Origin of the sequence: Pseudomonas arcuscaelestis (assembly GCF_016881005.1) — a bacterium.
In the GTDB taxonomy this organism is placed as follows: domain Bacteria; phylum Pseudomonadota; class Gammaproteobacteria; order Pseudomonadales; family Pseudomonadaceae; genus Aquipseudomonas; species Aquipseudomonas arcuscaelestis.
Genome location: NZ_JACOPV010000004.1, coordinates 405,039 through 426,340, shown reverse-complemented (window position 1 = coordinate 426,340; position 21,302 = coordinate 405,039). Strand labels below are relative to the sequence as shown.

General features: G+C 57.6%; 18 protein-coding genes. 15 read left to right on the top strand and 3 right to left on the bottom strand.

Annotated elements, in window-relative coordinates; genetic code table 11:
* The 11 genes from H8F21_RS08275 (at window position 1) to H8F21_RS08225 (ending at window position 14,058) form a co-directional block, all read left to right on the top strand.
* Window positions 1-2,814, top strand: coding sequence for an LPS-assembly protein LptD (locus H8F21_RS08275; RefSeq protein WP_203543826.1), 2,814 nt, complete (start codon window positions 1-3; stop codon window positions 2,812-2,814).
* On the top strand, window positions 2,795-4,111 hold the full coding sequence (gene surA, locus H8F21_RS08270) for a peptidylprolyl isomerase SurA (RefSeq protein WP_203479850.1): 1,317 nt from the start codon (window positions 2,795-2,797) through the stop codon (window positions 4,109-4,111). The genes H8F21_RS08275 and surA overlap by 20 nt, the downstream gene beginning before the upstream one ends.
* The gene (pdxA, locus tag H8F21_RS08265; protein ID WP_203584206.1) at window positions 4,108-5,097 is read left to right on the top strand and encodes a 4-hydroxythreonine-4-phosphate dehydrogenase PdxA; all 990 of its coding nucleotides are present in this window, start codon (window positions 4,108-4,110) and stop codon (window positions 5,095-5,097) included. The genes surA and pdxA overlap by 4 nt, the downstream gene beginning before the upstream one ends.
* Window positions 5,094-5,897 (top strand): 16S rRNA (adenine(1518)-N(6)/adenine(1519)-N(6))-dimethyltransferase RsmA, encoded by an 804-nt coding sequence (gene rsmA / locus H8F21_RS08260; protein WP_203479852.1) that lies wholly within the window; start codon window positions 5,094-5,096, stop codon window positions 5,895-5,897. Before pdxA ends, rsmA begins: the two co-directional genes overlap by 4 nt.
* A 107-nt stretch (window positions 5,898-6,004) precedes the next feature.
* Window positions 6,005-6,385, top strand: a complete 381-nt coding sequence (gene apaG / locus H8F21_RS08255) for a Co2+/Mg2+ efflux protein ApaG (RefSeq protein WP_203479853.1) — start codon at window positions 6,005-6,007, stop codon at window positions 6,383-6,385.
* Window positions 6,385-7,260: a symmetrical bis(5'-nucleosyl)-tetraphosphatase gene (locus H8F21_RS08250; RefSeq protein ID WP_203543824.1), complete on the top strand. Its 876-nt coding sequence runs from the start codon at window positions 6,385-6,387 to the stop codon at window positions 7,258-7,260. Before apaG ends, H8F21_RS08250 begins: the two co-directional genes overlap by 1 nt.
* 14 nt (window positions 7,261-7,274) lie before the next feature.
* Window positions 7,275-7,604, top strand: a complete 330-nt coding sequence (gene glpE / locus H8F21_RS08245) for a thiosulfate sulfurtransferase GlpE (protein ID WP_203543823.1) — start codon at window positions 7,275-7,277, stop codon at window positions 7,602-7,604.
* A 282-nt stretch (window positions 7,605-7,886) separates the two neighbouring features.
* Window positions 7,887-9,809, top strand: coding sequence for a PrkA family serine protein kinase (locus H8F21_RS08240; protein WP_203543822.1), 1,923 nt, complete (start codon window positions 7,887-7,889; stop codon window positions 9,807-9,809).
* Window positions 9,810-9,944: 135 nt separating this feature from the next.
* Window positions 9,945-11,216, top strand: a complete 1,272-nt coding sequence (locus tag H8F21_RS08235; protein WP_203479857.1) for a YeaH/YhbH family protein — start codon at window positions 9,945-9,947, stop codon at window positions 11,214-11,216.
* Window positions 11,213-12,775 carry a SpoVR family protein gene (locus H8F21_RS08230; RefSeq protein ID WP_203479858.1) on the top strand — a complete coding sequence of 521 codons (1,563 nt, stop codon included), beginning with the start codon at window positions 11,213-11,215 and terminating at the stop codon, window positions 12,773-12,775. The genes H8F21_RS08235 and H8F21_RS08230 overlap by 4 nt, the downstream gene beginning before the upstream one ends.
* Before the next feature lie 56 nt (window positions 12,776-12,831).
* Complete coding sequence (locus H8F21_RS08225) at window positions 12,832-14,058, top strand: multifunctional CCA addition/repair protein (RefSeq protein WP_203584205.1); 1,227 nt, start codon at window positions 12,832-12,834, stop codon at window positions 14,056-14,058.
* A gap of 68 nt (window positions 14,059-14,126) precedes the next feature.
* Here the strand turns inward: H8F21_RS08225 and folK are convergent, their stop codons facing one another.
* Both folK and folB read right to left on the bottom strand, forming a co-directional pair.
* Window positions 14,127-14,636: a 2-amino-4-hydroxy-6-hydroxymethyldihydropteridine diphosphokinase gene (gene folK, locus H8F21_RS08220; RefSeq protein ID WP_203543821.1), complete on the bottom strand. Its 510-nt coding sequence runs from the start codon at window positions 14,634-14,636 to the stop codon at window positions 14,127-14,129.
* Window positions 14,627-14,980 (bottom strand): dihydroneopterin aldolase, encoded by a 354-nt coding sequence (folB, locus tag H8F21_RS08215; protein ID WP_038606019.1) that lies wholly within the window; start codon window positions 14,978-14,980, stop codon window positions 14,627-14,629. Before folB ends, folK begins: the two co-directional genes overlap by 10 nt.
* A gap of 74 nt (window positions 14,981-15,054) precedes the next feature.
* Here folB and plsY point away from each other — a divergent pair, with 74 nt between their 5' ends.
* Window positions 15,055-15,624, top strand: a complete 570-nt coding sequence (gene plsY / locus H8F21_RS08210; RefSeq protein ID WP_203479861.1) for a glycerol-3-phosphate 1-O-acyltransferase PlsY — start codon at window positions 15,055-15,057, stop codon at window positions 15,622-15,624.
* Between the two features lie 23 nt (window positions 15,625-15,647).
* Here the strand turns inward: plsY and tsaD are convergent, their stop codons facing one another.
* Entirely contained in the window at window positions 15,648-16,673 is a 1,026-nt protein-coding gene (tsaD, locus tag H8F21_RS08205; protein WP_203584204.1) for a tRNA (adenosine(37)-N6)-threonylcarbamoyltransferase complex transferase subunit TsaD, read from the bottom strand.
* Window positions 16,674-16,875: 202 nt separating this feature from the next.
* On the opposite strand from tsaD, the gene rpsU reads away from it, so the two are divergent.
* The 3 genes from rpsU (at window position 16,876) to rpoD (ending at window position 21,281) form a co-directional block, all read left to right on the top strand.
* Window positions 16,876-17,091: a 30S ribosomal protein S21 gene (gene rpsU, locus H8F21_RS08200; protein ID WP_002551877.1), complete on the top strand. Its 216-nt coding sequence runs from the start codon at window positions 16,876-16,878 to the stop codon at window positions 17,089-17,091.
* A 304-nt stretch (window positions 17,092-17,395) separates the two neighbouring features.
* Window positions 17,396-19,366: a DNA primase gene (gene dnaG, locus H8F21_RS08195; protein WP_203479863.1), complete on the top strand. Its 1,971-nt coding sequence runs from the start codon at window positions 17,396-17,398 to the stop codon at window positions 19,364-19,366.
* A 67-nt stretch (window positions 19,367-19,433) separates the two neighbouring features.
* Window positions 19,434-21,281: an RNA polymerase sigma factor RpoD gene (rpoD, locus tag H8F21_RS08190; protein ID WP_203584203.1), complete on the top strand. Its 1,848-nt coding sequence runs from the start codon at window positions 19,434-19,436 to the stop codon at window positions 21,279-21,281.
* The last annotated feature ends 21 nt before the right edge of the window (window positions 21,282-21,302 follow it).

Genomic DNA, 21,302 nt, shown 5'->3' with positions numbered 1-21,302 from the left:
ATGGCATTGAAATCCCCCGCGTTTCGTAAAAAATTCCCGTTGCTGGTCACCGGCGGTCTGCTGGCACTGCAACCTCTGGCAACCTCGTACGTGGTCGCTGCAGAGCAGTTCGACTGCCAAGTGTCCGCTGCCGGAGGCTGGGACTGCAAGCCCAAGACCAACGCTGCCACGCTGCCACCACGCCCGGTGCACCCTGGTGCAGCCGTCAGTGCGGCTGGTGAAGCCACGGGTGAGGCCGGCGAAGCCGCTGCTGAATCCGGCAAAGGCCAGATGCTCGTTACCGAGAGCAAGGGCCGTGGCCTCAAGTCCCGCAGTGACGATTACAGCCACCTGGACTGGGTTCCGCGTGACCAACTGACGCCTGCGCAACTTGCCGAAACCGGCCCGTACTGCGCGGGGGCCTATATCGAGCCGACCCGTCCTGGCATGACTGACACCACGCCAAAGGACGAAGCACCGACCTTTATCGGCGCCAAGGTTTCCCGCTACCAGCAGGAGCAGCAGATCGCCACCCTCGCCGGTGACGTGGTCATGCGCCAAGGCAGCATGCAGGTCGAGGCCGACGAGGCCAACTTGTATCAAGCAGAGAACCGAGGCGAGCTGAGCGGTAACGTCAAGATCCGCGACAATGGATCGCTGGTTGTGGGCGATCATGCCGACATTCAGCTCGACACGGGCGAAGCCAAGGTCGACAACGCCGAATACGTCATGCACAAGTCGCGTATTCGCGGTAACGCGCTTTACGCCAAGCGTGCCGAGAACGCCATCATCCGCCTCAAGGATGGTACCTACACAACCTGTGAGCCGAACAGCAACGCCTGGCAGCTCAAGGGCAACAACATCACGCTGAACCCGGCCACCGGCTTCGGCACCGCGACCAACGTCACCCTGCGGGTCAAGGATATTCCGGTGTTCTACACACCTTATATCTACTTCCCGATCGACGACCGTCGCCAGTCCGGCTTCCTGCCGCCATCGTTCAGTACCAGCAGCGACACCGGCTTCATGCTGGTTACGCCGTACTACTTCAACCTGGCGCCAAACTACGACGCCACCTTGTATCCACGCTACATGGCCAAACGTGGCATGTTGATGGAAGGCGAGTTCCGCTACCTGACCAAATCGAGTGAAGGTCAGTTTGGTGGGGCTTACCTGAATGACAAGAATGATGATCGTAAGGAACAGACCGACTACAAAGATCAGCGTTGGATGATCAACTGGCAGCACAAAGGCGGCCTCGATGAGCGTCTGCTGGCTGAAGTCGATTACACCGATATCAGCGATCCGTTCTACTTCCAGGATCTGGAATCGGAGCAGATTGGTGTCGAAAGCAAGGACTATGTCGATCAGCAAGGCGCGCTGACCTGGCGCGGTGACAGCTACATGGCACGCGTGAACATGCATGCCTACGAGATGGCGACCATCTCCAAGATCACTCCGTATGATCGTTTGCCGCAGATCACTTTCAATGGAATGCTGCCGTATCATCCCGGCGGGCTTGATCTGAAGTACCAAACAGAGGCCGTTCGCTTCGACCGTGACCTCAAAAGCGGCCAAGTGTTTGATGAAGATGGTAACTTGGATACCAGCGTCCGCGCCGATGGTGGGCGTATTGACCAGAACGTTTTCGGTCTAGCACGCGCAAATGGCGACCGTTTCTACGCGGCCCCAGAAATCAGCTTGCCACTGAACGCGACATACGGTTACCTGAAGCCATCCATCAAATACACCACTACACATTACGAACTGGACCTGGACAGCCAGGGCAAGCAGCAGGCCGCTACCGGCTCCGATCTACGCGGCAGGTTCAGCAGCACCCAAAATCGAAATGTGCCGATCTTCAGCGTCGATAGCGGGCTATATTTCGACCGCAATACCCAGTGGTTCGGCAAGAACTATCGCCAGACATTGGAACCACGCCTCTACTATCTGTATGTACCTTATGAAGATCAGAAAGACATTCCGGTTTTCGACACAGGTGAAAGTACGTTCAGTTACAGCTCGCTATTCCGTGACAATCGCTTCAGCGGCCGCGACCGGATTGGTGATGAGAACAAATTGTCTCTGGGCATAACCAATCGCTGGATCGAGGAAAATGGCTTCGAACGTCAACGCTTCAGCGTAGGTCAAGCGTTATACTTCAAGGATCGAAAAGTCCAGTTGCCAGGAATCGACTATCGCACTCGCGACGACTCACTCTCGGATGTATCGCCGTATGCACTGGAATACGCATATCGCTTTAACCGCGACTGGCGCTTCAATTCCGACTTCAACTGGGATCCAGATAGCCGTAGCACCCGCTCTGGCAGCGCAATGTTCCACTATCAGCCTGAAGATAACGTAAACAAGGTGGTCAACCTTGGTTACCGCTACCGCAACGACATGGTCCGCTATGATCAGGCGACGGGTACTTGGTCCGCTGGCGGCAACAGCGACTATGGCACCCCTGGTAGCCCTAACTACGTCAAGGACTACTACAAAATCCAGCAACATGACTTCTCGGTCATGTGGCCGATTGTTCCACAGTGGAGTGCAATCGCTCGCTGGCAGCATGACTACAGCCAAAACCGTACCTTGGAAGCCTTCGGTGGCTTCGAATACGACAACTGCTGCTGGAAGCTGCGTGTGATCAACCGTTACTGGATCGATTACGACGATTTCAGCCAGGCAACACCGCAAAACGAAAAAGGCGACCACGGCGTCTTCCTGCAGATTGTGCTGAAAGGCCTCGGCGGCGTAGTGGGCTCAAAGGTCGAGTCGTTCCTCGATCAAGGCATTCAAGGTTATCGTACACGTGAAGACCAAGCTTACTGATTGTCTGCGCCCGCTATTGCTGGGCGCTGTATTGCTGAGCAGCACGGCGCATGCCGCCGTGCAACCTCTGGATAGCGTTGTGGCCATCGTCGATAACGATGTGGTCATGAAAAGCCAGCTCGACCAGCGCGTGCGCGAAGTTGAGCAGACCATCGCCAAGCGCGGTGGCTCTGCCCCACCTCCCGGCGTGCTCGACCAGCAGGTGCTTGAACGCCTGATCGTCGAGAATCTGCAACTGCAGATCGGCGATCGCTCAGGTATTCGCATCACCGACGAGGAGCTCAACCAGGCCATTGGCACCATTGCCCAACGCAACGGTATGAGTATTGAACAGTTCCGCTCGGCCCTGGCGCGTGACGGTCTGTCCTATGACGATGCCCGCGAACAGGTTCGTCGCGAGATGATCATCAGCCGCGTGCGTCAACGCCGAGTCGCTGAGCGCATTCAGGTCTCGGAACAGGAAGTGAAGAACTTCCTCGCCTCGGACATGGGCAAGATGCAACTGTCCGAAGAGTACCGCCTGGCCAATATCCTTATCCCGACCCCGGAGAGCGCCGATTCGGCTGCAATCCAGGCCGCGGCCAAGCAAGCTGGTGAGGTTTACCAGCAGCTCAAACAAGGCGCCGACTTCGCCCAACTGGCGATCGCCCGTTCGGCAAGCGAAACCGCGCTGGAGGGTGGCGAGATGGGCTGGCGTAAAGCGGCTCAATTGCCTCCTCCGTTCGACCGCCTGCTCAGCTCCATGTCGGCTGGCGAAGTGACCGAGCCGGTTCGTACCCCAGGCGGCTTCATCATTCTCAAGCTGCAGGAAAAACGTGGCGGCCAGAGCATAGTGCGTGACGAGGTGCATGTCCGCCATATCCTGATCAAGCCAAGCGAAATTCGCAGCGAAGCGGCTACCAAGGAACTGGCTGACAAGCTCTATGAGCGCATCCAGAACGGCGAAGACTTTGCTCAATTGGCAAAAAGCTACTCCGAAGACCCAGGTTCGGCCCTTAACGGCGGCGACCTGAACTGGATCGATCCGAACGCCCTGGTCCCGGAATTCCGCGAAGAAATGGCCAGCGCCCAACAAGGCCAGGTCACCAAGCCATTCAAGACTCAATACGGCTGGCACGTTCTTGAAGTCCTTGGCCGCCGCGCCACGGACAGCACCGAGCAAGCGCGTGAGCAACAGGCAATGAACGTACTGCGCAACCGCAAGTACGATGAAGAGCTGCAGACCTGGTTGCGTCAGATCCGTGACGAAGCCTACGTCGAAATCAAGCTTCCTGGCGTCGACCAGGGCGCCCAGTGAGCGCCCAGCGCTTTGCTCTCACGCCCGGCGAACCAGCCGGCATAGGTCCAGACCTGTGCCTGCTGCTCGCCACGCAAGCCCAGCCTCACCCCCTGATTGCCATTACCAGTTGTGACCTGCTCGCTGAGCGTGCCATACAACTGGGTGTGGCCATCAATCTGGTGCCGGTACTACCCGAACGTTTTCCCGACCACCCAGCCCCAGCCGGTAGCTTGTATGTATGGGATACGCCGCTGCAGCAGCCGGTGGTGGCTGGCCAGCTGAATAAAGCTAACGCCGCTTTTGTGCTGGAGACCCTGACGCGAGCAGGGCAAGGCTGCCTGGACGGACACTTTTGCGCGATGATCACCGCACCTGTGCATAAGGGCGTGATCAACGAAAGCGGTATCGCCTTTTCTGGCCATACCGAGTTTCTTGCTGACCTCACCCATACCGCCCAGGTGGTCATGATGCTGGCCACTCGCGGCCTTCGCGTAGCGCTGGTGACGACTCACCTGCCTTTGCGCGAGGTAGCCGACGCCATCACGCCGGATCGCCTGGAGCGAGTCACGCGAATACTGCATGCCGATCTGCAACAAAAGTTCGGCATCGCCAACCCGCGCATCCTGGTGTGCGGCCTCAATCCGCATGCCGGTGAAGGTGGCCATCTGGGCCACGAAGAAATCGACACCATCGAACCCACATTGGCACGCTTGCGCAACGAAGGCATGGACCTGCGTGGCCCACTGCCTGCCGATACCCTGTTTACCCCAAAATATCTGGAGCACTGCGATGCGGTGCTGGCGATGTACCACGACCAAGGCCTGCCCGTACTCAAGTACAAAGGCTTTGGCGCAGCAGTCAACGTGACCCTGGGCCTGCCGATCATCCGTACATCGGTCGATCACGGCACCGCCCTGGATCTGGCCGGCAGCGGCAAGATCGACACCGGCAGCCTGCAAGTCGCCCTGGAAACCGCCTACCAGATGGCCGAGACCCGAATATGAGTGAGCAATACCAACACCGGGCGCGCAAGCGCTTTGGCCAGAACTTCCTTCACGACGCTGGCGTCATCGACCGCATATTGCGCTCGATTCATGCCAAGGCAGGTGAACGCATGCTGGAAATCGGCCCGGGCCAGGGCGCCCTGACCGAAGGCCTGCTCAATAGCGGCGCCCAGCTTGACGTGGTCGAACTGGACAAGGACCTGGTGCCGATCCTCAATCAGCAATTTGCTGGTCGTGACAATTTCAGTCTGCACCAGGGTGACGCCCTGAAGTTCGACTTCACCACCCTGGGCGCTGCGCCGAACAGCCTGCGCGTGGTTGGCAACCTGCCATACAACATCTCCACGCCGCTGATTTTCCACTTGCTGTCCAACGCCGAGCTGATCCGCGACATGCATTTCATGTTGCAGAAGGAAGTAGTCGAGCGCCTGGCTGCAGGGCCTGGCGGTGGCGACTGGGGCCGTCTGTCGATCATGGTGCAGTACCACTGCCGGGTCGAACACCTGTTCAACGTCGGCCCTGGCGCATTCAATCCGCCACCGAAAGTCGACTCGGCAATCGTTCGTCTGGTTCCACACCAGACCTTGCCGTTCCCGGCCAAGGACCACCGACTGCTTGAGCGCATCGTTCGCGAAGCCTTCAATCAACGCCGCAAGACCTTGCGCAACACGCTCAAGGCCCTGCTCAGCAGCGAAGCCATCGAAGCGGCCGGTGTCGACGGCAGCTTGCGTCCCGAGCAGTTGGACCTCGCCGCTTTTGTCCGCCTCGCCGACAAACTGGCCGAGCAGCAAGGCGCCTGACAAGCGCTGCAATGGCCAGTCATGCCTGCATGACTGGCCGGCAACCCCGCCAATAGCCTAGACTGGACGCCATTGCCGTATTAGCGTCTGTTTCCAAGGCCCCTTGCATGTCAGATCCCCGCTACCAGATCGACGTCAGCGTCGTGACCCGCTTTCTCAAAGAACAATCCGACCCAGAGATCGACCGTTTCGCCTTTGCCTACACCATCACCGTGCAGAACAATGGTTCGATTCCAGCCAAGTTGATGTCACGTCACTGGCTGATCACTAATGGCGATGGCCAGGTGGAAGAAGTAAAGGGCGCCGGCGTAATAGGCCAGCAACCGCGGATCGAACCTGGTAACAAACACACCTATAGCAGTGGCGCGGTCATCAGCACCCAGGTGGGCACCATGCAAGGCACCTATCAAATGCTGGCCGACGACGGCAAGCGCTTTGATGCCACCATCGCACCCTTCCGCCTGGCCGTTCCTGGGGCTCTGCACTAATGGCTGTCTATGCAGTCGGCGACTTGCAGGGGTGCCTGCAACCGCTGAAATGCCTTCTTGAGCGCGTCAACTTCAATCCAGCAGTCGACCGCCTGTGGCTGGTAGGCGATCTGGTCAACCGCGGCCCGGAGTCCCTGGAAACCCTGCGGTTCTTGTATTCGATACGTGATTCGCTAGTCTGCGTCCTCGGCAACCATGACCTGCACCTGCTGGCAGCGTGGCATAACATTGAGCGCCTGAAAAAAAACGACACACTGCGCGAGATTCTCCAGGCGCCAGACGCTGGCGAACTCCTGGACTGGCTACGGCGGCAAAAGCTGCTGCACTACGATGAACAGCGTGGCGTGGTGCTGGTGCATGCTGGCATTCCTCCGCAATGGACATTGGGTAAAGCACTGGAACATGCCAGCGAAGTAGAAGAAGCCCTGCGCGATGACAATCGCCTCAAGCTTTATCTCGACGGCATGTACGGCAACGAGCCGAACAAGTGGAGCAAGAACCTCAGCGGCGTAACGCGCCTGCGGGTGATCACCAACTACTTCACTCGCATGCGTTTTTGCACCAGCGAGGGCAAACTCGACCTAAAAGGCAAGGAAGGCGCAGACACCGCACCGCCTGGCTACAAGCCATGGTTCGCGCACAAGGGCCGTCGCTCACGGCATGTAAAAATCATTTTCGGTCACTGGGCTGCCCTCGAAGGCCGCTGCAACGAGCCTGATGTCATTGCCCTGGACACTGGATGCGTGTGGGGCGGCGCCATGACCCTGTACAACGTCGACAGCGGCGAAACGCATCGTTGTGAATGCACCGACGAGGGCACTCCCGGCCCCCAGCCAACCTCCACACTACCGACTAAACTGAACGACCAGCCCTGAAGGAAAGCCGCCCCATGAGCGAATTCAAACGCATCCCTCCCGAGCAGGCCCAAGCGCTACGTGAGCAAGGTGCGGTCGTGGTCGATATTCGCGACCCGCAAACCTATGCCCTTGGCCATATCACCGGCTCCACACATCTGGACAACCATTCGGTGGCAGAATTCATCCGCGGCGCCGACCTCGATGCGCCAACGGTGGTCGTCTGTTACCACGGCAACTCGAGTCAAAGCGCCGCTGCATATCTGGTCAGCCAGGGTTTTTCCGACGTCTACAGTCTCGATGGCGGATTCGAGCTGTGGCGTGGCACCTATCCAGCAGAAACGGCTCAGGGCAGCACCGAATAATTTTTTTTCTTCTCCTGCAGCCCGCGCCCCGTGCGGGCTCGCGCCGTACCTGACGAACGGTCACCTGCAACAATTCATCCAACCGCCCTTGACCTCGCCGAGAACCAACTATCCTTAAGCCCAGGCCATCCAAAAAGGGGAGAGCCGGTACACCGGCGTGCGGGTCATCGGTAGCGATTCACAGGTGTTCTGGGGGGTATACAGCAATCGGTAGTGCCGATTGCATGCCAGCATCAGCTGACTGATCCGGCGTCGGCTCCACGTATCGAGCGAGGTGACGTCATGAGTATTTTTAGCCACTTCCAGCAACGTTTCGAGTCCACCCGTCAGGAAGAACTTTCGCTGCAAGAGTATCTGGAGCTCTGCAAAAGCGATCGCAGCGCTTACGCGTCGGCGGCCGAACGCCTGTTGATGGCCATCGGTGAGCCGGAACTGGTCGACACCTCGAATAACTCAAGGCTGTCGCGAATCTTCTCCAATAAAGTAATCCGTCGCTATCCAGCCTTTGAAGATTTTCATGGCATGGAAGAGTGCATCGATCAGATCGTCTCCTACTTCCGCCATGCTGCCCAGGGACTGGAAGAAAAGAAGCAGATTCTCTATCTGCTCGGACCGGTGGGTGGCGGTAAGTCCTCGCTGGCAGAGAAACTCAAGCAACTGATGGAGAAAGTGCCCTTCTATGCAATCAAAGGCTCTCCTGTATTCGAGTCGCCTCTGGGCCTGTTCAACGCCACAGAAGATGGCGCGATCCTGGAAGAAGACTTTGGCATTCCACGGCGTTATTTGAACACCATTATGTCGCCTTGGGCGACCAAGCGATTGGCCGAATTCGGGGGCGATATCAGCCAATTCAGGGTGGTCAAACTGCACCCCTCGATTCTCAACCAGATCGCCATAGCCAAAACCGAGCCGGGTGACGAGAACAACCAGGACATTTCCGCCCTGGTGGGTAAAGTCGATATCCGAAAACTCGAGGAGTACCCGCAAAACGACGCCGACGCCTACAGCTACTCAGGTGCGCTTTGCCGGGCCAACCAGGGTTTGATGGAATTCGTCGAGATGTTCAAGGCGCCCATCAAGGTTCTGCACCCACTGCTCACCGCCACCCAGGAAGGTAACTACAACAGTACCGAAGGCTTGGGCTCAATCCCCTACTCCGGGATTCTGTTGGCCCACTCCAACGAATCGGAATGGCATAGTTTCCGCAACAACAAGAACAACGAAGCGTTCATCGACCGGATCTATATCGTCAAAGTACCGTACTGCCTGCGGGTCAGCGACGAGATAAAGATCTACGACAAACTGCTGTTCAACAGTTCCCTGGCCAAGGCCCATTGCGCCCCGGACACGTTGAAAATGCTCGCCCAGTTCACCGTGCTATCGCGGCTGAAAGAACCGGAAAACTCGAACATTTATTCGAAAATGCGCGTCTACGACGGCGAAAACCTCAAGGATACCGATCCCAAGGCCAAATCGATTCAGGAATACCGTGACTCTGCGGGTGTCGACGAGGGCATGAATGGCCTATCGACTCGATTTGCCTTCAAGATCCTGTCGAAAGTCTTCAACTTCGATCCACACGAAATCGCCGCGAACCCGGTGCACTTGTTGTATGTGCTTGAACAGCAGATCGAACAGGAACAGTTCCCAGCCGAAGTACGTGAACGTTATCTGCGCTACCTGAAAGAGTACCTGGCGCCCCGCTACATCGAGTTCATCGGCAAAGAAATCCAGACTGCCTACCTTGAGTCCTACAGCGAGTACGGCCAGAACATTTTCGACCGTTATGTGCTGTACGCCGACTTCTGGATTCAGGACCAGGAATACCGCGATCCGGAAACCGGCGAGATCCTCAACCGCATCGCCCTCAACGAAGAACTGGAGAAAATCGAGAAGCCGGCTGGCATCAGCAATCCGAAGGATTTCCGCAACGAAATCGTCAACTTCGTGTTGCGTGCCCGCGCCAACAACAATGGCAAGAATCCAACCTGGCTCAGCTATGAAAAACTGCGGGTAGTGATCGAGAAGAAAATGTTCTCCAACACTGAGGATCTGCTGCCAGTCATCAGCTTCAACGCCAAGGCGAGCAAAGAGGATCAACAGAAACACAACGACTTTGTTACCCGAATGGTGGAACGCGGTTACACAGACAAGCAAGTTCGGCTGCTATCGGAATGGTACCTGCGGGTCAGGAAATCCCAATAAGCGGCAAGCTGCACGCTGTCAGCTGCACGTCCGGCGCATACATCCGCTATGCGCCTGGCTGGCGGCGGCAGCGATGCCCTTTCTTGCCACTTGAAGTTTGCAGCTTGCAGCTACCGCCTACTCCCGGAGGGGCCTATGAGCTATGTAATCGACCGACGCCTGAACGGCAAGAACAAGAGCACGGTCAACCGCCAGCGTTTTCTACGGCGTTACCGTGACCACATCAAAAAAGCCGTAGAGGAAGCCGTAAGTCGCCGCTCCATCACTGACATGGAGCATGGTGAGCAAATCAGTATTCCAGGCCGCGATATCGACGAGCCGGTGCTTCATCATGGTCGGGGTGGCAAACAGACCGTGGTGCATCCTGGCAACAAGGAGTTCACCGCCGGTGAGCACATCGCCCGACCTCAAGGTGGCGGCGGTGGCGGTGGTCGCGGCAAGGCAGGCAACTCTGGCGAAGGGATGGATGAGTTTGTCTTCCAGATCACCCAGGAGGAGTTCCTCGAATTCATGTTCGAGGATCTGGAGCTGCCCAACCTGGTAAAGCGTCACCTGACCGGGACCGACACCTTCAAAACCGTGCGCGCCGGGATCAGCAACGAAGGCAATCCCTCGCGCATCAACATCATTCGCACCTTGCGCTCAGCTCACGCACGCCGCATCGCTCTCTCCGGAAGCAGCCGCGCGAAGTTGCGGCTGGCACAGGAGGAACTGGCGCGCCTAAAGCGGGAAGAACCAGACAACTTCGGCGATATTCAGGAAACCGAAGCCGAAATTGAACGGTTGAGTGCACGCATCCACCGTGTGCCCTTCCTGGATACGTTCGACCTCAAATACAACCTGCTGATCAAACAACCCAACCCTAGCTCCAAAGCGGTGATGTTCTGCTTGATGGACGTTTCCGGGTCGATGACCCAAGCCACCAAAGACATTGCCAAGCGCTTTTTCATCCTTCTGTATCTGTTCCTCAAGCGCAATTACGACAAGATCGAAGTGGTGTTCATTCGCCACCACACCAGTGCCCGCGAAGTCGACGAAGAAGAATTTTTCTATTCTCGGGAAACCGGTGGCACCATCGTTTCCAGCGCCCTGAAATTGATGCAGGAGGTCATGAGCGAACGTTATCCGGCCAATGAATGGAACATTTATGCAGCCCAAGCCTCGGATGGTGACAACTGGAATGATGACTCGCCGATCTGCCGCGAGATTCTGACCAAGCAGATCATGCCGTTCGTCCAGTACTACACTTACGTTGAAATCACTCCACGCGAGCATCAGGCACTGTGGTTCGAATATGAACGTATCGGCGAAGCTTTTGCCGACACGTTTGCCCAGCAACAGCTGGTATCGGCCGGTGATATCTATCCGGTCTTCCGTGAACTCTTCCAGCGCAGGTTAGTGACATGACCGCTAGAGAGCAGAAGCGCCAACCGCTATCCACCGGGTCCGAATGGACATTCGAACTGATCCAGGCCTATGACCGGGAAATCAGCCGCCTGGCCGAGCGCTATGCCCTGGACACTTACCCTAACCAAATCGAAGTGATAACGGCTGAACAAATGATGGACGCCTATGCGTCTGTCGGCATGCCGCTTGGCTATCACCATTGGTCCTACGGCAAACACTTCCTCAGTACGGAAAAGTCGTACAGCCGAGGCCAGATGGGTCTGGCCTACGAGATTGTGATCAACTCCGACCCCTGCATCGCTTACCTGATGGAAGAAAACACCATCTGCATGCAGGCACTGGTGGTCGCGCACGCCTGCTACGGTCACAACAGTTTTTTCAAGGGCAACTATCTGTTCCGCACCTGGACCGATGCCAGCTCGATCATCGACTACCTGGTGTTCGCCAAGCAGTACATCACCCAATGCGAAGAACGTCACGGAATCGACGCGGTGGAAGATCTGCTCGACTCCTGCCACGCCCTGATGAATTACGGTGTAGACCGCTACAAGCGCCCCTATCCAATTTCTGCCGAAGAGGAACGGCGCCGGCAAAAAGAGCGCGAAGAGCACCTGCAAAAGCAGATCAATGACCTGTGGCGAACCATCCCCAAAGGCGCAGATAAGAACAGCGATCGAGATAACGCCCGCTTCCCAGCCGAACCCCAGGAGAACATTCTCTACTTCATCGAGAAACATGCCCCGCTACTGGAACCCTGGCAACGCGAGATCGTACGCATCGTGCGCAAGATCGCTCAGTATTTTTATCCGCAACGCCAGACCCAGGTGATGAACGAAGGCTGGGCAACGTTCTGGCACTACACCCTGATGAACGACCTGTACGACGAAGGCCTGGTGACCGAAGGCTTCATGATGGAGTTCCTGCAATCGCACACCAGCGTGGTGTTTCAACCTGGCTTCGATAGCCCCTACTACAGCGGCATCAACCCTTACGCCCTGGGCTTCGCCATGTATCGGGACATCCGGCGCATGTGTGAGAACCCAACCGAGGAAGACCGCCGGTGGTTCCCCGACATCGCCGGCAGTGACTGGTTGTCGACCATCAAGTTCGCCATGAGCAGCTTCAAGGACGAGAGCTTCATCCTGCAGTACCTTTCTCCTACAGTGATCCGCGACCTCAAGCTGTTCAGCATCCTCGATGATGATCAGCGCGATGACCTGTTGGTGCCAGCTATTCATGACGAAAGCGGCTACCGGATCATTCGTGAAACGCTTGCAGCCCAATACAATCTCGGCAATCGTGAGCCCAACGTGCAGATCTGGAGTATCGACCGTCGCGGTGATCGCTCCCTGACCCTGCGTCACCAACAACACGACCGCAAGCCACTAGGCGACTCGACCGAGGAGGTTCTCAAGCACCTGCACCGCCTGTGGGGCTTTGATATCCATCTGGAGACCCTGCAGGGTGACCAGATCATGAAAACCCACCATGTGCCGCCCAAGGGCGAGCACGGCGAAGCAGAGTACGGACGCCTTGACCTGGCAGTCGTGCATCTGTAGGCCAACCCTCCGTTGCCGCCATACAGGTTATCCTGTGGCATCAACGGAGGATTTTCATGCACATCTACAAAGTCGGCGGCGCCGTACGTGACCGCTTGCTCGGCCAACCGGTCAGTGATATCGACTGGGTGGTGGAAGGGGCGAGCGCAGAGCAAATGCAGGCGCTGGGCTATCGACCTGTGGGTACCGACTTTCCGGTGTTCATCCATCCCAAAAGCGGCGAAGAGTACGCTTTGGCGCGTACTGAACGGAAAAGTGGCCGCGGTTACGGTGGCTTCACTTTCCACGCAAGCCCTGAGGTAACACTCGAAGAGGACCTGATCCGACGCGATCTGACGATCAACGCCATGGCCGAGGATGAGCAGGGAAATATCTGCGATCCTTATAACGGCCAAAAGGACCTGGAAGCGCGCATTTTACGTCATGTATCCCCGGCATTCGCCGAAGATCCGTTGCGGGTCCTGCGTGTTGCCCGGTTTGCCGCACGCTACGCCGGATTGGGCTTCACGGTAGCCGCGCCAACCATTGAGTTGATGCGTCAACTCAGTGAATCCGGTGAACTTCAGGCGCTTACCGCCGAACGCAGCTGGAAGGAAATTGCCCGGGCACTGATGGAAGACCAGCCGCAGGTTTTCATTCAGGTACTGCGCGATTGCGCAGCACTGAAAGAATTGATTCCGGAGCTGGAAGCATTGTTTGGCGTACCTCAACCACCGGCCCACCACCCGGAAATCGACTGCGGTATACACACCCTGGCCGTTCTCGAACAAGCGGCACGGCATAAGCAGCCGCTGAGCGTGCGCTGGGCCTGCCTGCTCCACGATCTAGGCAAAGGGCTTACCCCTGAGGACGAATGGCCCAGGCACATCGCTCACGAGCATCGTGGGCTCAAACTCATCAAGGCGGTAAACCAGCGCTTCAAAGTGCCACGCGACTGCCAGGAACTGGCATTGCTGGTCGGCGAATACCATACCCATTGCCATCGCGCCCTGGAGCTCAAGGCATCGACCCTGCTGGGCTTACTGCAAAGCTTCGACGTTTACCGGCGGCCACAGCGTTTCGAGGAGTTTATTGCAGCCTGCGAGATGGACGCACGAGGACGCAAAGGGCTGGAGCAGCGCGAATATCCACAGGCTGACTACCTGCGCGGCGCCGCGGCTGTAGCGCGTGCGGTGCAAGTGCAGCCGCTGGTACAGAAAGGTCTGACCGGACAAGCCCTGGGAGAGGCGCTAAAGGGCGAACGACTGAAAGCTTTGAAAGCCTACGTCAGCATTGAATCTTGATCGCAAGGCAAACCCGCTCCCGCTCCATGCATGACCGCTAGGAGCGCGCTTGCCCCACGATAGTAAAGTCAGAGTCCGGTCAGTTGCTGTCCACGCCACTCAAACGGCACCGGTGCCAGCACCTGATCGATCCTTGCCTCACTCCACAATTGCCCCATGGTTTTCCCGGCGCCCGGATGTAACAAATCCGGCGCGATCAATGCCAGCGGCCAGAGAACGAAGGCATTCTTGAGAATTTCGGCGCGCGGCAGCACCAGGCCATCGAAACTACCATGCATGTCGTTGTACATGAGCACGTCGATATCCAGCGGCAAGCCTTTACGATCTGGCGCATAGCGGCCATTGTCTGCCTCGATGAACTTGAGCCGGCGATCCAGCTCCATCAGCGGCAAATCAGTCAGCCCGGTGACCACCAGATTGATAAATGGACCACTCTTGATCCCAACAGCCTGGCTTTCGAAAACCGGCGAACAGTGCATGTCTTGCAGAAAGCCAGCCAGGGCGTCGAGCCCCGCACACAGGTTCCGCTCACGCTCGACATTGCTGCCAAGACCAAGGTAAACCCGGCTCAGAGACATCCGCGCTCGATCTCCACGCCGACTCCTGTGGCTGCCGAAACAGCACCAGGCTTGGTCAATTTGAGCTGCAGCCAAGGAATCTGGAACTCACTCATCAGCACCGCGGCAAGGCGCTCGGCAAACGTCTCAACCAATTGAAACTCCGACTGCTCGGCGAACGCCTGGATCCGTGCGGTCACACTGGCATAGTCCAGTGCCAGGGTCAGATCGTCACCGGCTGCGGCCGGACGGTTGTCCCAGGCAAAACGCAGGTCCAGACGCAGGCACTGGCGAATACCACGCTCCCAGTCATAGGCACCGATAACGGTGTCGACTTCCAGGCCCTCGATGAACACTCTGTCCAAGCACTTCTCTCCACTGCACGACAAGGGCGACTTGCGCCGCTAGAATCAGGGCGTCCTCGCCCGGAATAGTTAGCATGTTTTGGTTACTGGCGCTGCTCGCCTACCTGCTTGGCTCGCTGTCCTTTGCCATTCTCCTGAGTCGCCTCAATGGCAGTCCGGACCCACGCATGAGCGGTTCTGGCAATGCCGGGGCAACCAACATGCTGCGCCTGGCCGGCCGCAAGCTCGCGGTCCTGACCCTGCTTGGCGATTTGTGCAAGGGCGTATTGCCCGTGCTAATTGCCAGTTATGCCGGCCTTGATCTGCAACAACAGGCCTGGATTGGCTTGTGTGCGGTCATTGGCCATTTGTTTCCGGTGTACTTCTGCTTCCGTGGCGGCAAAGGTGTAGCCACAGCCGCCGGCCTCCTTCTGGGCCTGTATCCTCCAGCAGCACTACTGGCTGTGTGCGCGTGGCTGCTGACGTTCTACCTGACCCGCACCAGCTCCCTGGCCGCGTTGATCGCCACACCGCTGACGCTACCACTGCTGGCCTGGCGCGAACCTGAGGCGCTATTGCCAATCAGCGTGCTGACAGTGCTGATAGTCTGGCGACACCGCGGCAATTTACGCGACCTTTTTGCCGGCCGCGAACGGCATTTCTAAATCTTCTGCATGAGCGAAGCTCATCACAGCGGCACCAACTGCTCCATTGGCCAACGTGCTTGCACGCTGATAGCAAGGCTCTCCTGCTGCCCCGCCGCCAGTCGTTGGCAACCGGCATAGGCGATCATCGCGCCATTGTCGGTGCAAAACTGCGGGCGGGCGTAGTAAACATTGCCCTTGAGGCCCGCAAGCATCTCCTCCAACGAAGTACGCAGCGCTTTGTTGGCACTCACCCCGCCTGCGATTACCAGGCGCTTGAGTCCGGTCTGCTTCAAAGCGCGCTTGCATTTGATGGTCAGAGTTTCCACCACCGCCTGCTGGAAGGCCAGCGACACGTCGCAACGGGTTTGCTCGCCGTCGTCTCCAGCCTTCTGGCACTGCTGCCAGGTATTGAGAGCAAACGTCTTGAGGCCACTGAAGCTGAAATCCAGGCCCGGACGATCGGTCATTGGCCGTGGGAAAACAAAGCGCCCCGGGACGCCTCGGGTGGCCAACAAGGCGATTTCCGGCCCCCCCGGATAATTCAGCCCCATCAACTTGGCGGTCTTGTCGAATGCTTCGCCTGCGGCGTCATCCAGGGTCTCACCCAGCAGCTCGTATTGGCCTATGCCATCCACGCGCACCAACTGAGTGTGCCCACCGGACACCAGCAACGCGACGAACGGGAACTCAGGGGGCTGCTCCTCCAGCATTGGCGCAAGCAAATGGCCTTCCATGTGGTGCACCCCTAGCGCCGGGATACCCCAGGCGAAGGCCAAGGCCTGGGCACACGAAGCGCCCACCAACAATGCGCCTACCAAACCCGGACCTGCGGTATAGGCAATGGCATCGATTTCGGTGGCGACACAGTCGGCTTCGGCCAGCACCTGGCGGATCAACGGCAGCATACGCTTGACGTGATCGCGTGAGGCGAGTTCCGGCACCACGCCGCCATAGGCACGGTGCAAGTCGATTTGACTGAACAATGCATCGGCCAAAAGACCGCGTTCACTGTCGTATAATGCGACGCCGGTTTCATCGCAGGATGTTTCTAATCCCAGTACTAGCATGGGTCTGCGCCTTGTTGAGGCTGAATTCGAAGGCGCGCATGATAGTCCCCACTCCCGATGCCGACCAGCGGTTTTCGATCAGAGGCTTTGCATTCCTGCTGGCTAAGGGTTAACATCCGCAACCCTTAAAAACCGACGTTCTCCAGTGCACAGTTTTGCCACGAGTTCGTTGACCCCCGGTAATGAATGAAGGTAGCTCTGGATGCCAGCCGTCAAAGTTAAAGAGAATGAACCCTTCGACGTAGCTCTGCGTCGTTTCAAGCGCTCCTGCGAAAAAGCCGGTGTTCTGGCTGAAGTTCGTAGCCGCGAATTTTACGAGAAGCCGACTTCTGAGCGTAAGCGCAAAGCAGCAGCCGCTGTTAAACGTCACGCCAAGAAAGTTCAGCGCGAACAGCGCCGCGCCGTTCGTCTGTACTAATACAGACGTCCGTCGCAAGCTTCTGCCTAGCCCGGCCCTAAAGCCGGGCTGTTGGCAGCAGTCGCTTGATCCTTAGGTCTTAGGACCCAAGGCGTCGCATTGCTCTGCAATGTGACAACCTGCCTGAATCGTCAGAACTGGTTTTACCGCCAGCTGTGCACGTCGTTACTGACGAGCCTTAACCGGCTGCAGACGAGCACGTCTTTCCGAATTTTGTGTTTCCCCATTCGACATCGCTCGAACGCGAAGCCGTCCCTGCAGCATTAGCGATTACACTTGTTTATCGCCTGATGATGAGAGTGCCATGGCCGGGCTGATTCCCCAAAGTTTCATCGACGACCTCCTCAACCGCACCGACATCGTCGACGTGGTGAGTTCGCGCGTGCAACTGAAAAAAGCAGGCAAAAACCTCACGGCCTGCTGCCCGTTCCACAAGGAAAAGACCCCATCGTTCAGCGTAAGCCCGGACAAGCAGTTTTATTATTGCTTCGGTTGTGGCGCGGGGGGCAATGCCCTGGGCTTCATCATGGACCACGACAACCTGGACTTTCCCCAGGCCGTCGAGGAACTGGCCAAGGCTGCCGGCATGGAAGTGCCTCGCGAGGAAGGTGGCCGCGGGCACAAGCCTCGGCAACCCACCGATTCCCCGCTTTACCCACTACTGGAAGCGGCTGCCGAATTTTATCGTCAGGCCTTGAAAAGCCACCCGACGCGCCGCTCGGCCGTGGAGTACCTCAAAGGCCGCGGCCTTTCCGGCGAAATCGCTCGAGATTTCGGCTTGGGCTACGCCCCGCCAGGCTGGGACAACCTGTTCAAGCACTTGAGCAGCGACACGCTGCAACAAAAGGCCATGATTGATGCCGGCCTGCTGATCGAGAATGCCGAATCGGGCAAGCGCTATGATCGCTTCCGTGACCGGGTCATGTTTCCGATTCGCGACAGTCGTGGCCGGGTTATCGCATTTGGTGGTCGGGTGCTGGGCGACGACAAACCCAAATACCTGAACTCCCCCGAAACCCCTGTGTTTCACAAAGGCCAAGAGCTGTATGGCCTGTACGAGGCTCGAAAATTCAACCGCAACCTCGATGAAATCATCGTGGTTGAAGGCTACATGGACGTTATCGCTCTGGCCCAACAAGGCCTGCGCAATGCGGTTGCAACCCTCGGCACAGCCACAAGCGAAGAACACCTCAAGCGTCTTTTTCGGGTAGTGCCTAGCGTGTTGTTCTGCTTCGACGGCGATCAGGCGGGCCGCAACGCTGCCTGGCGTGCCCTGGAAGCCGCCCTTTCGAGCTTGCAGGACGGCCGCAAAGCGCGGTTTTTGTTCCTGCCCGAGGGCGAAGACCCGGATACCCTGATTCGCGCCGAAGGCACCGATGCGTTTCGCGCTCGAATCAACCAGCATGCCCAGCCCCTGGCCGACTACTTTTTCCAGCAGTTGACCGAAGAAGCCGATCCTCGCTCACTTGAGGGCAAGGCGCACATGGCAACGCTGGCTGCACCGTTGATCGAAAAAGTGCCCGGCGCCAACCTGCGCGCATTGATGCGCAATCGGCTCAAGGAAATCACCGGCCTGGACAATCAACAGGTCGAGCAGTTGAGCCACAGCGCTCCTGCCGAAGCCCCCCCAAGCTACGACCCAGGCATCGATTACGATGCCATTCCCGACTACAACCCCGATTACGGCGACTTCCACCAACCCGACTACGCACCAGCACTACAACAGTGGACGCCAAGCAAGGGAGGCAAGAAGAAGTGGGAAGGCAAGCCGTGGGACAAAAAAGGTAAACCGTGGGAGCGCAACGGCCAGCGCCAGGATGCACCGCCGCGCGTACCGACTTCGGTAGAACCCCCGACCTTGAGCGCCTTGCGCACCTTGCTGCACCACCCGCAGCTAGCCAAAAAGGTCGAAGATGCTGGCCATTTCGCAGCCGAAGAACATGTCTACGCCCAGCTCCTTGTGGCCTTGCTGGAGGCGTTGCAAAAGAATCCTGAGCTACGCTCACTACAGCTGATTGCACGCTGGCACGGCACCGAACAAGGTCGCTTGCTACGCGCATTGGCAGAAAAGGAATGGCTAATCGATGCCGACAACCTTGAACAACAGTTTTTCGACACTATAACTAGCTTGTCAGCTCGCCAACGCGAGCGAAGCCTGGAACATCTGCTCAGGAAAGCACGTCAAAGTGAGTTGAGCGCAGAGGAAAAAAATCAGCTGCGCGACCTGTTAAGCCGGAATGTTCACGCACAAACCCCGACCTCAACTGGCGCGTGAGGTCCTAGCTCGGGTATAATCCTCGGCTTGTTTTTTGCCCGCCAAGACCTTCAGTGGATAGGGTGTTATGTCCGGAAAAGCGCAACAGCAGTCTCGCATCAAAGAGTTGATCACCCGCGGTCGTGAGCAGGGCTACCTGACTTACGCGGAGGTCAACGACCATCTGCCAGAGGATATTTCAGATCCGGAGCAGGTGGAAGACATCATCCGCATGATCAACGACATGGGGATCAACGTATTCGAGAGTGCTCCGGATGCGGATGCCCTTTTGTTGGCCGAAGCCGACACTGACGAAGCTGCAGCTGAAGAAGCTGCTGCTGCGTTGGCGGCTGTGGAAACCGATATTGGTCGTACGACTGACCCGGTCCGCATGTACATGCGTGAAATGGGTACCGTCGAACTTCTGACCCGTGAAGGCGAAATCGAAATCGCCAAGCGTATCGAAGAAGGTATTCGCGAAGTCATGGGGGCTATCTCCCATTTCCCGGGTACTGTCGACTACATTCTCAGCGAATACGATCGAGTAACCGCCGAGGGCGGTCGCCTGTCTGACGTTCTCAGTGGCTACATCGACCCGGACGACGGCATCGCCCCTCCGGCCGAGGTTCCGCCGCCTGTCGATCCGAAAGCTCCGGCCAAAGCCGAGAGTGAAGACGAAGACGAAGAGAAAGAAGAGACCGAGGAAGAGGAAGAGACCGAAAGCGGTCCCGACCCAGTCATTGCTCAGCAGCGCTTCGGTGCCGTTCAGGAACAACTGAACGCAACCCTCAAAGTGCTGAAAAAGAACGGTCGCCAGCACAAGGACAGCGTCAAGGCGATGCTTGAACTGGCAGAGCTGTTCATGCCGATCAAGCTGGTGCCAAAGCAGTTCGAAGTATTGGTCGAACGTGTTCGCGGTGCCCTGGATCGTCTGCGCCAGCAAGAACGCGCGATCATGCAACTGTGTGTACGTGATGCACGTATGCCTCGTGCTGACTTCCTGCGCCTGTTCCCAAGCAACGAGACGGACCAGACCTGGAGCAGTGATCTCTCCAAGCGCAGCGCCAAGTGGGCTGCAGCGCTGGGCGAGAAAAACGATGCCATCGTCGCTTGCCAGCAGAAGCTGATCGACCTGGAGAACGAAACCGGTCTGACCATCGCCGAGATCAAGGACATCAACCGTCGCATGTCGATCGGTGAAGCCAAGGCTCGTCGTGCAAAGAAAGAAATGGTTGAGGCTAACCTTCGTCTGGTTATCTCCATCGCCAAGAAGTACACCAACCGTGGCCTGCAATTCCTCGATCTGATCCAGGAAGGCAACATCGGCTTGATGAAGGCAGTGGACAAGTTCGAATACCGTCGCGGTTACAAGTTCTCGACCTATGCCACCTGGTGGATTCGCCAGGCGATCACCCGTTCGATCGCCGACCAGGCTCGCACCATCCGTATTCCGGTGCACATGATCGAGACGATCAACAAGCTCAACCGAATTTCCCGGCAGATGCTGCAGGAAATGGGCCGTGAACCGACCCCGGAAGAGCTGGGTGAGCGCATGGAAATGCCTGAGGACAAGATCCGCAAGGTATTGAAGATCGCCAAAGAGCCGATCTCCATGGAAACCCCGATCGGTGACGACGAAGATTCGCACCTGGGTGACTTCATCGAAGACTCGACCATGCAGTCGCCAATCGATGTGGCCACAGTCGAAAGCCTCAAGGAAGCGACCCGTGACGTGCTCTCCGGTCTGACCGCACGCGAAGCCAAAGTGCTGCGCATGCGTTTCGGTATCGACATGAACACCGACCACACGCTCGAAGAGGTCGGCAAACAGTTCGACGTGACCCGTGAACGGATCCGTCAAATTGAAGCCAAGGCGCTGCGCAAGCTGCGCCACCCGACGCGAAGCGAGCATCTACGCTCCTTCCTCGACGAGTGATGACAGACCCCGGCCTAGGCC

Excerpts from the sequence above, each read along its gene's own strand:
- dnaG (WP_203479863.1), top strand. The coding sequence starts at position 17,396 with ATGGCCGGGCTGATTCCCCAAAGTTTCATCGACGACCTCCTCAACCGC.
- rsmA (WP_203479852.1), top strand. The coding sequence starts at position 5,094 with ATGAGTGAGCAATACCAACACCGGGCGCGCAAGCGCTTTGGCCAGAAC.
- plsY (WP_203479861.1), top strand. The coding sequence starts at position 15,055 with ATGTTTTGGTTACTGGCGCTGCTCGCCTACCTGCTTGGCTCGCTGTCC.
- H8F21_RS08240 (WP_203543822.1), top strand. The coding sequence starts at position 7,887 with ATGAGTATTTTTAGCCACTTCCAGCAACGTTTCGAGTCCACCCGTCAG.
- H8F21_RS08235 (WP_203479857.1), top strand. The coding sequence starts at position 9,945 with ATGAGCTATGTAATCGACCGACGCCTGAACGGCAAGAACAAGAGCACG.
- H8F21_RS08225 (WP_203584205.1), top strand. The coding sequence starts at position 12,832 with ATGCACATCTACAAAGTCGGCGGCGCCGTACGTGACCGCTTGCTCGGC.
- rpoD (WP_203584203.1), top strand. The coding sequence starts at position 19,434 with ATGTCCGGAAAAGCGCAACAGCAGTCTCGCATCAAAGAGTTGATCACC.
- H8F21_RS08275 (WP_203543826.1), top strand. The coding sequence starts at position 1 with ATGGCATTGAAATCCCCCGCGTTTCGTAAAAAATTCCCGTTGCTGGTC.
- apaG (WP_203479853.1), top strand. The coding sequence starts at position 6,005 with ATGTCAGATCCCCGCTACCAGATCGACGTCAGCGTCGTGACCCGCTTT.
- H8F21_RS08250 (WP_203543824.1), top strand. The coding sequence starts at position 6,385 with ATGGCTGTCTATGCAGTCGGCGACTTGCAGGGGTGCCTGCAACCGCTG.
- rpsU (WP_002551877.1), top strand. The coding sequence starts at position 16,876 with ATGCCAGCCGTCAAAGTTAAAGAGAATGAACCCTTCGACGTAGCTCTG.
- folK (WP_203543821.1), bottom strand. The coding sequence starts at position 14,636 with ATGTCTCTGAGCCGGGTTTACCTTGGTCTTGGCAGCAATGTCGAGCGT.
- glpE (WP_203543823.1), top strand. The coding sequence starts at position 7,275 with ATGAGCGAATTCAAACGCATCCCTCCCGAGCAGGCCCAAGCGCTACGT.
- H8F21_RS08230 (WP_203479858.1), top strand. The coding sequence starts at position 11,213 with ATGACCGCTAGAGAGCAGAAGCGCCAACCGCTATCCACCGGGTCCGAA.
- tsaD (WP_203584204.1), bottom strand. The coding sequence starts at position 16,673 with ATGCTAGTACTGGGATTAGAAACATCCTGCGATGAAACCGGCGTCGCA.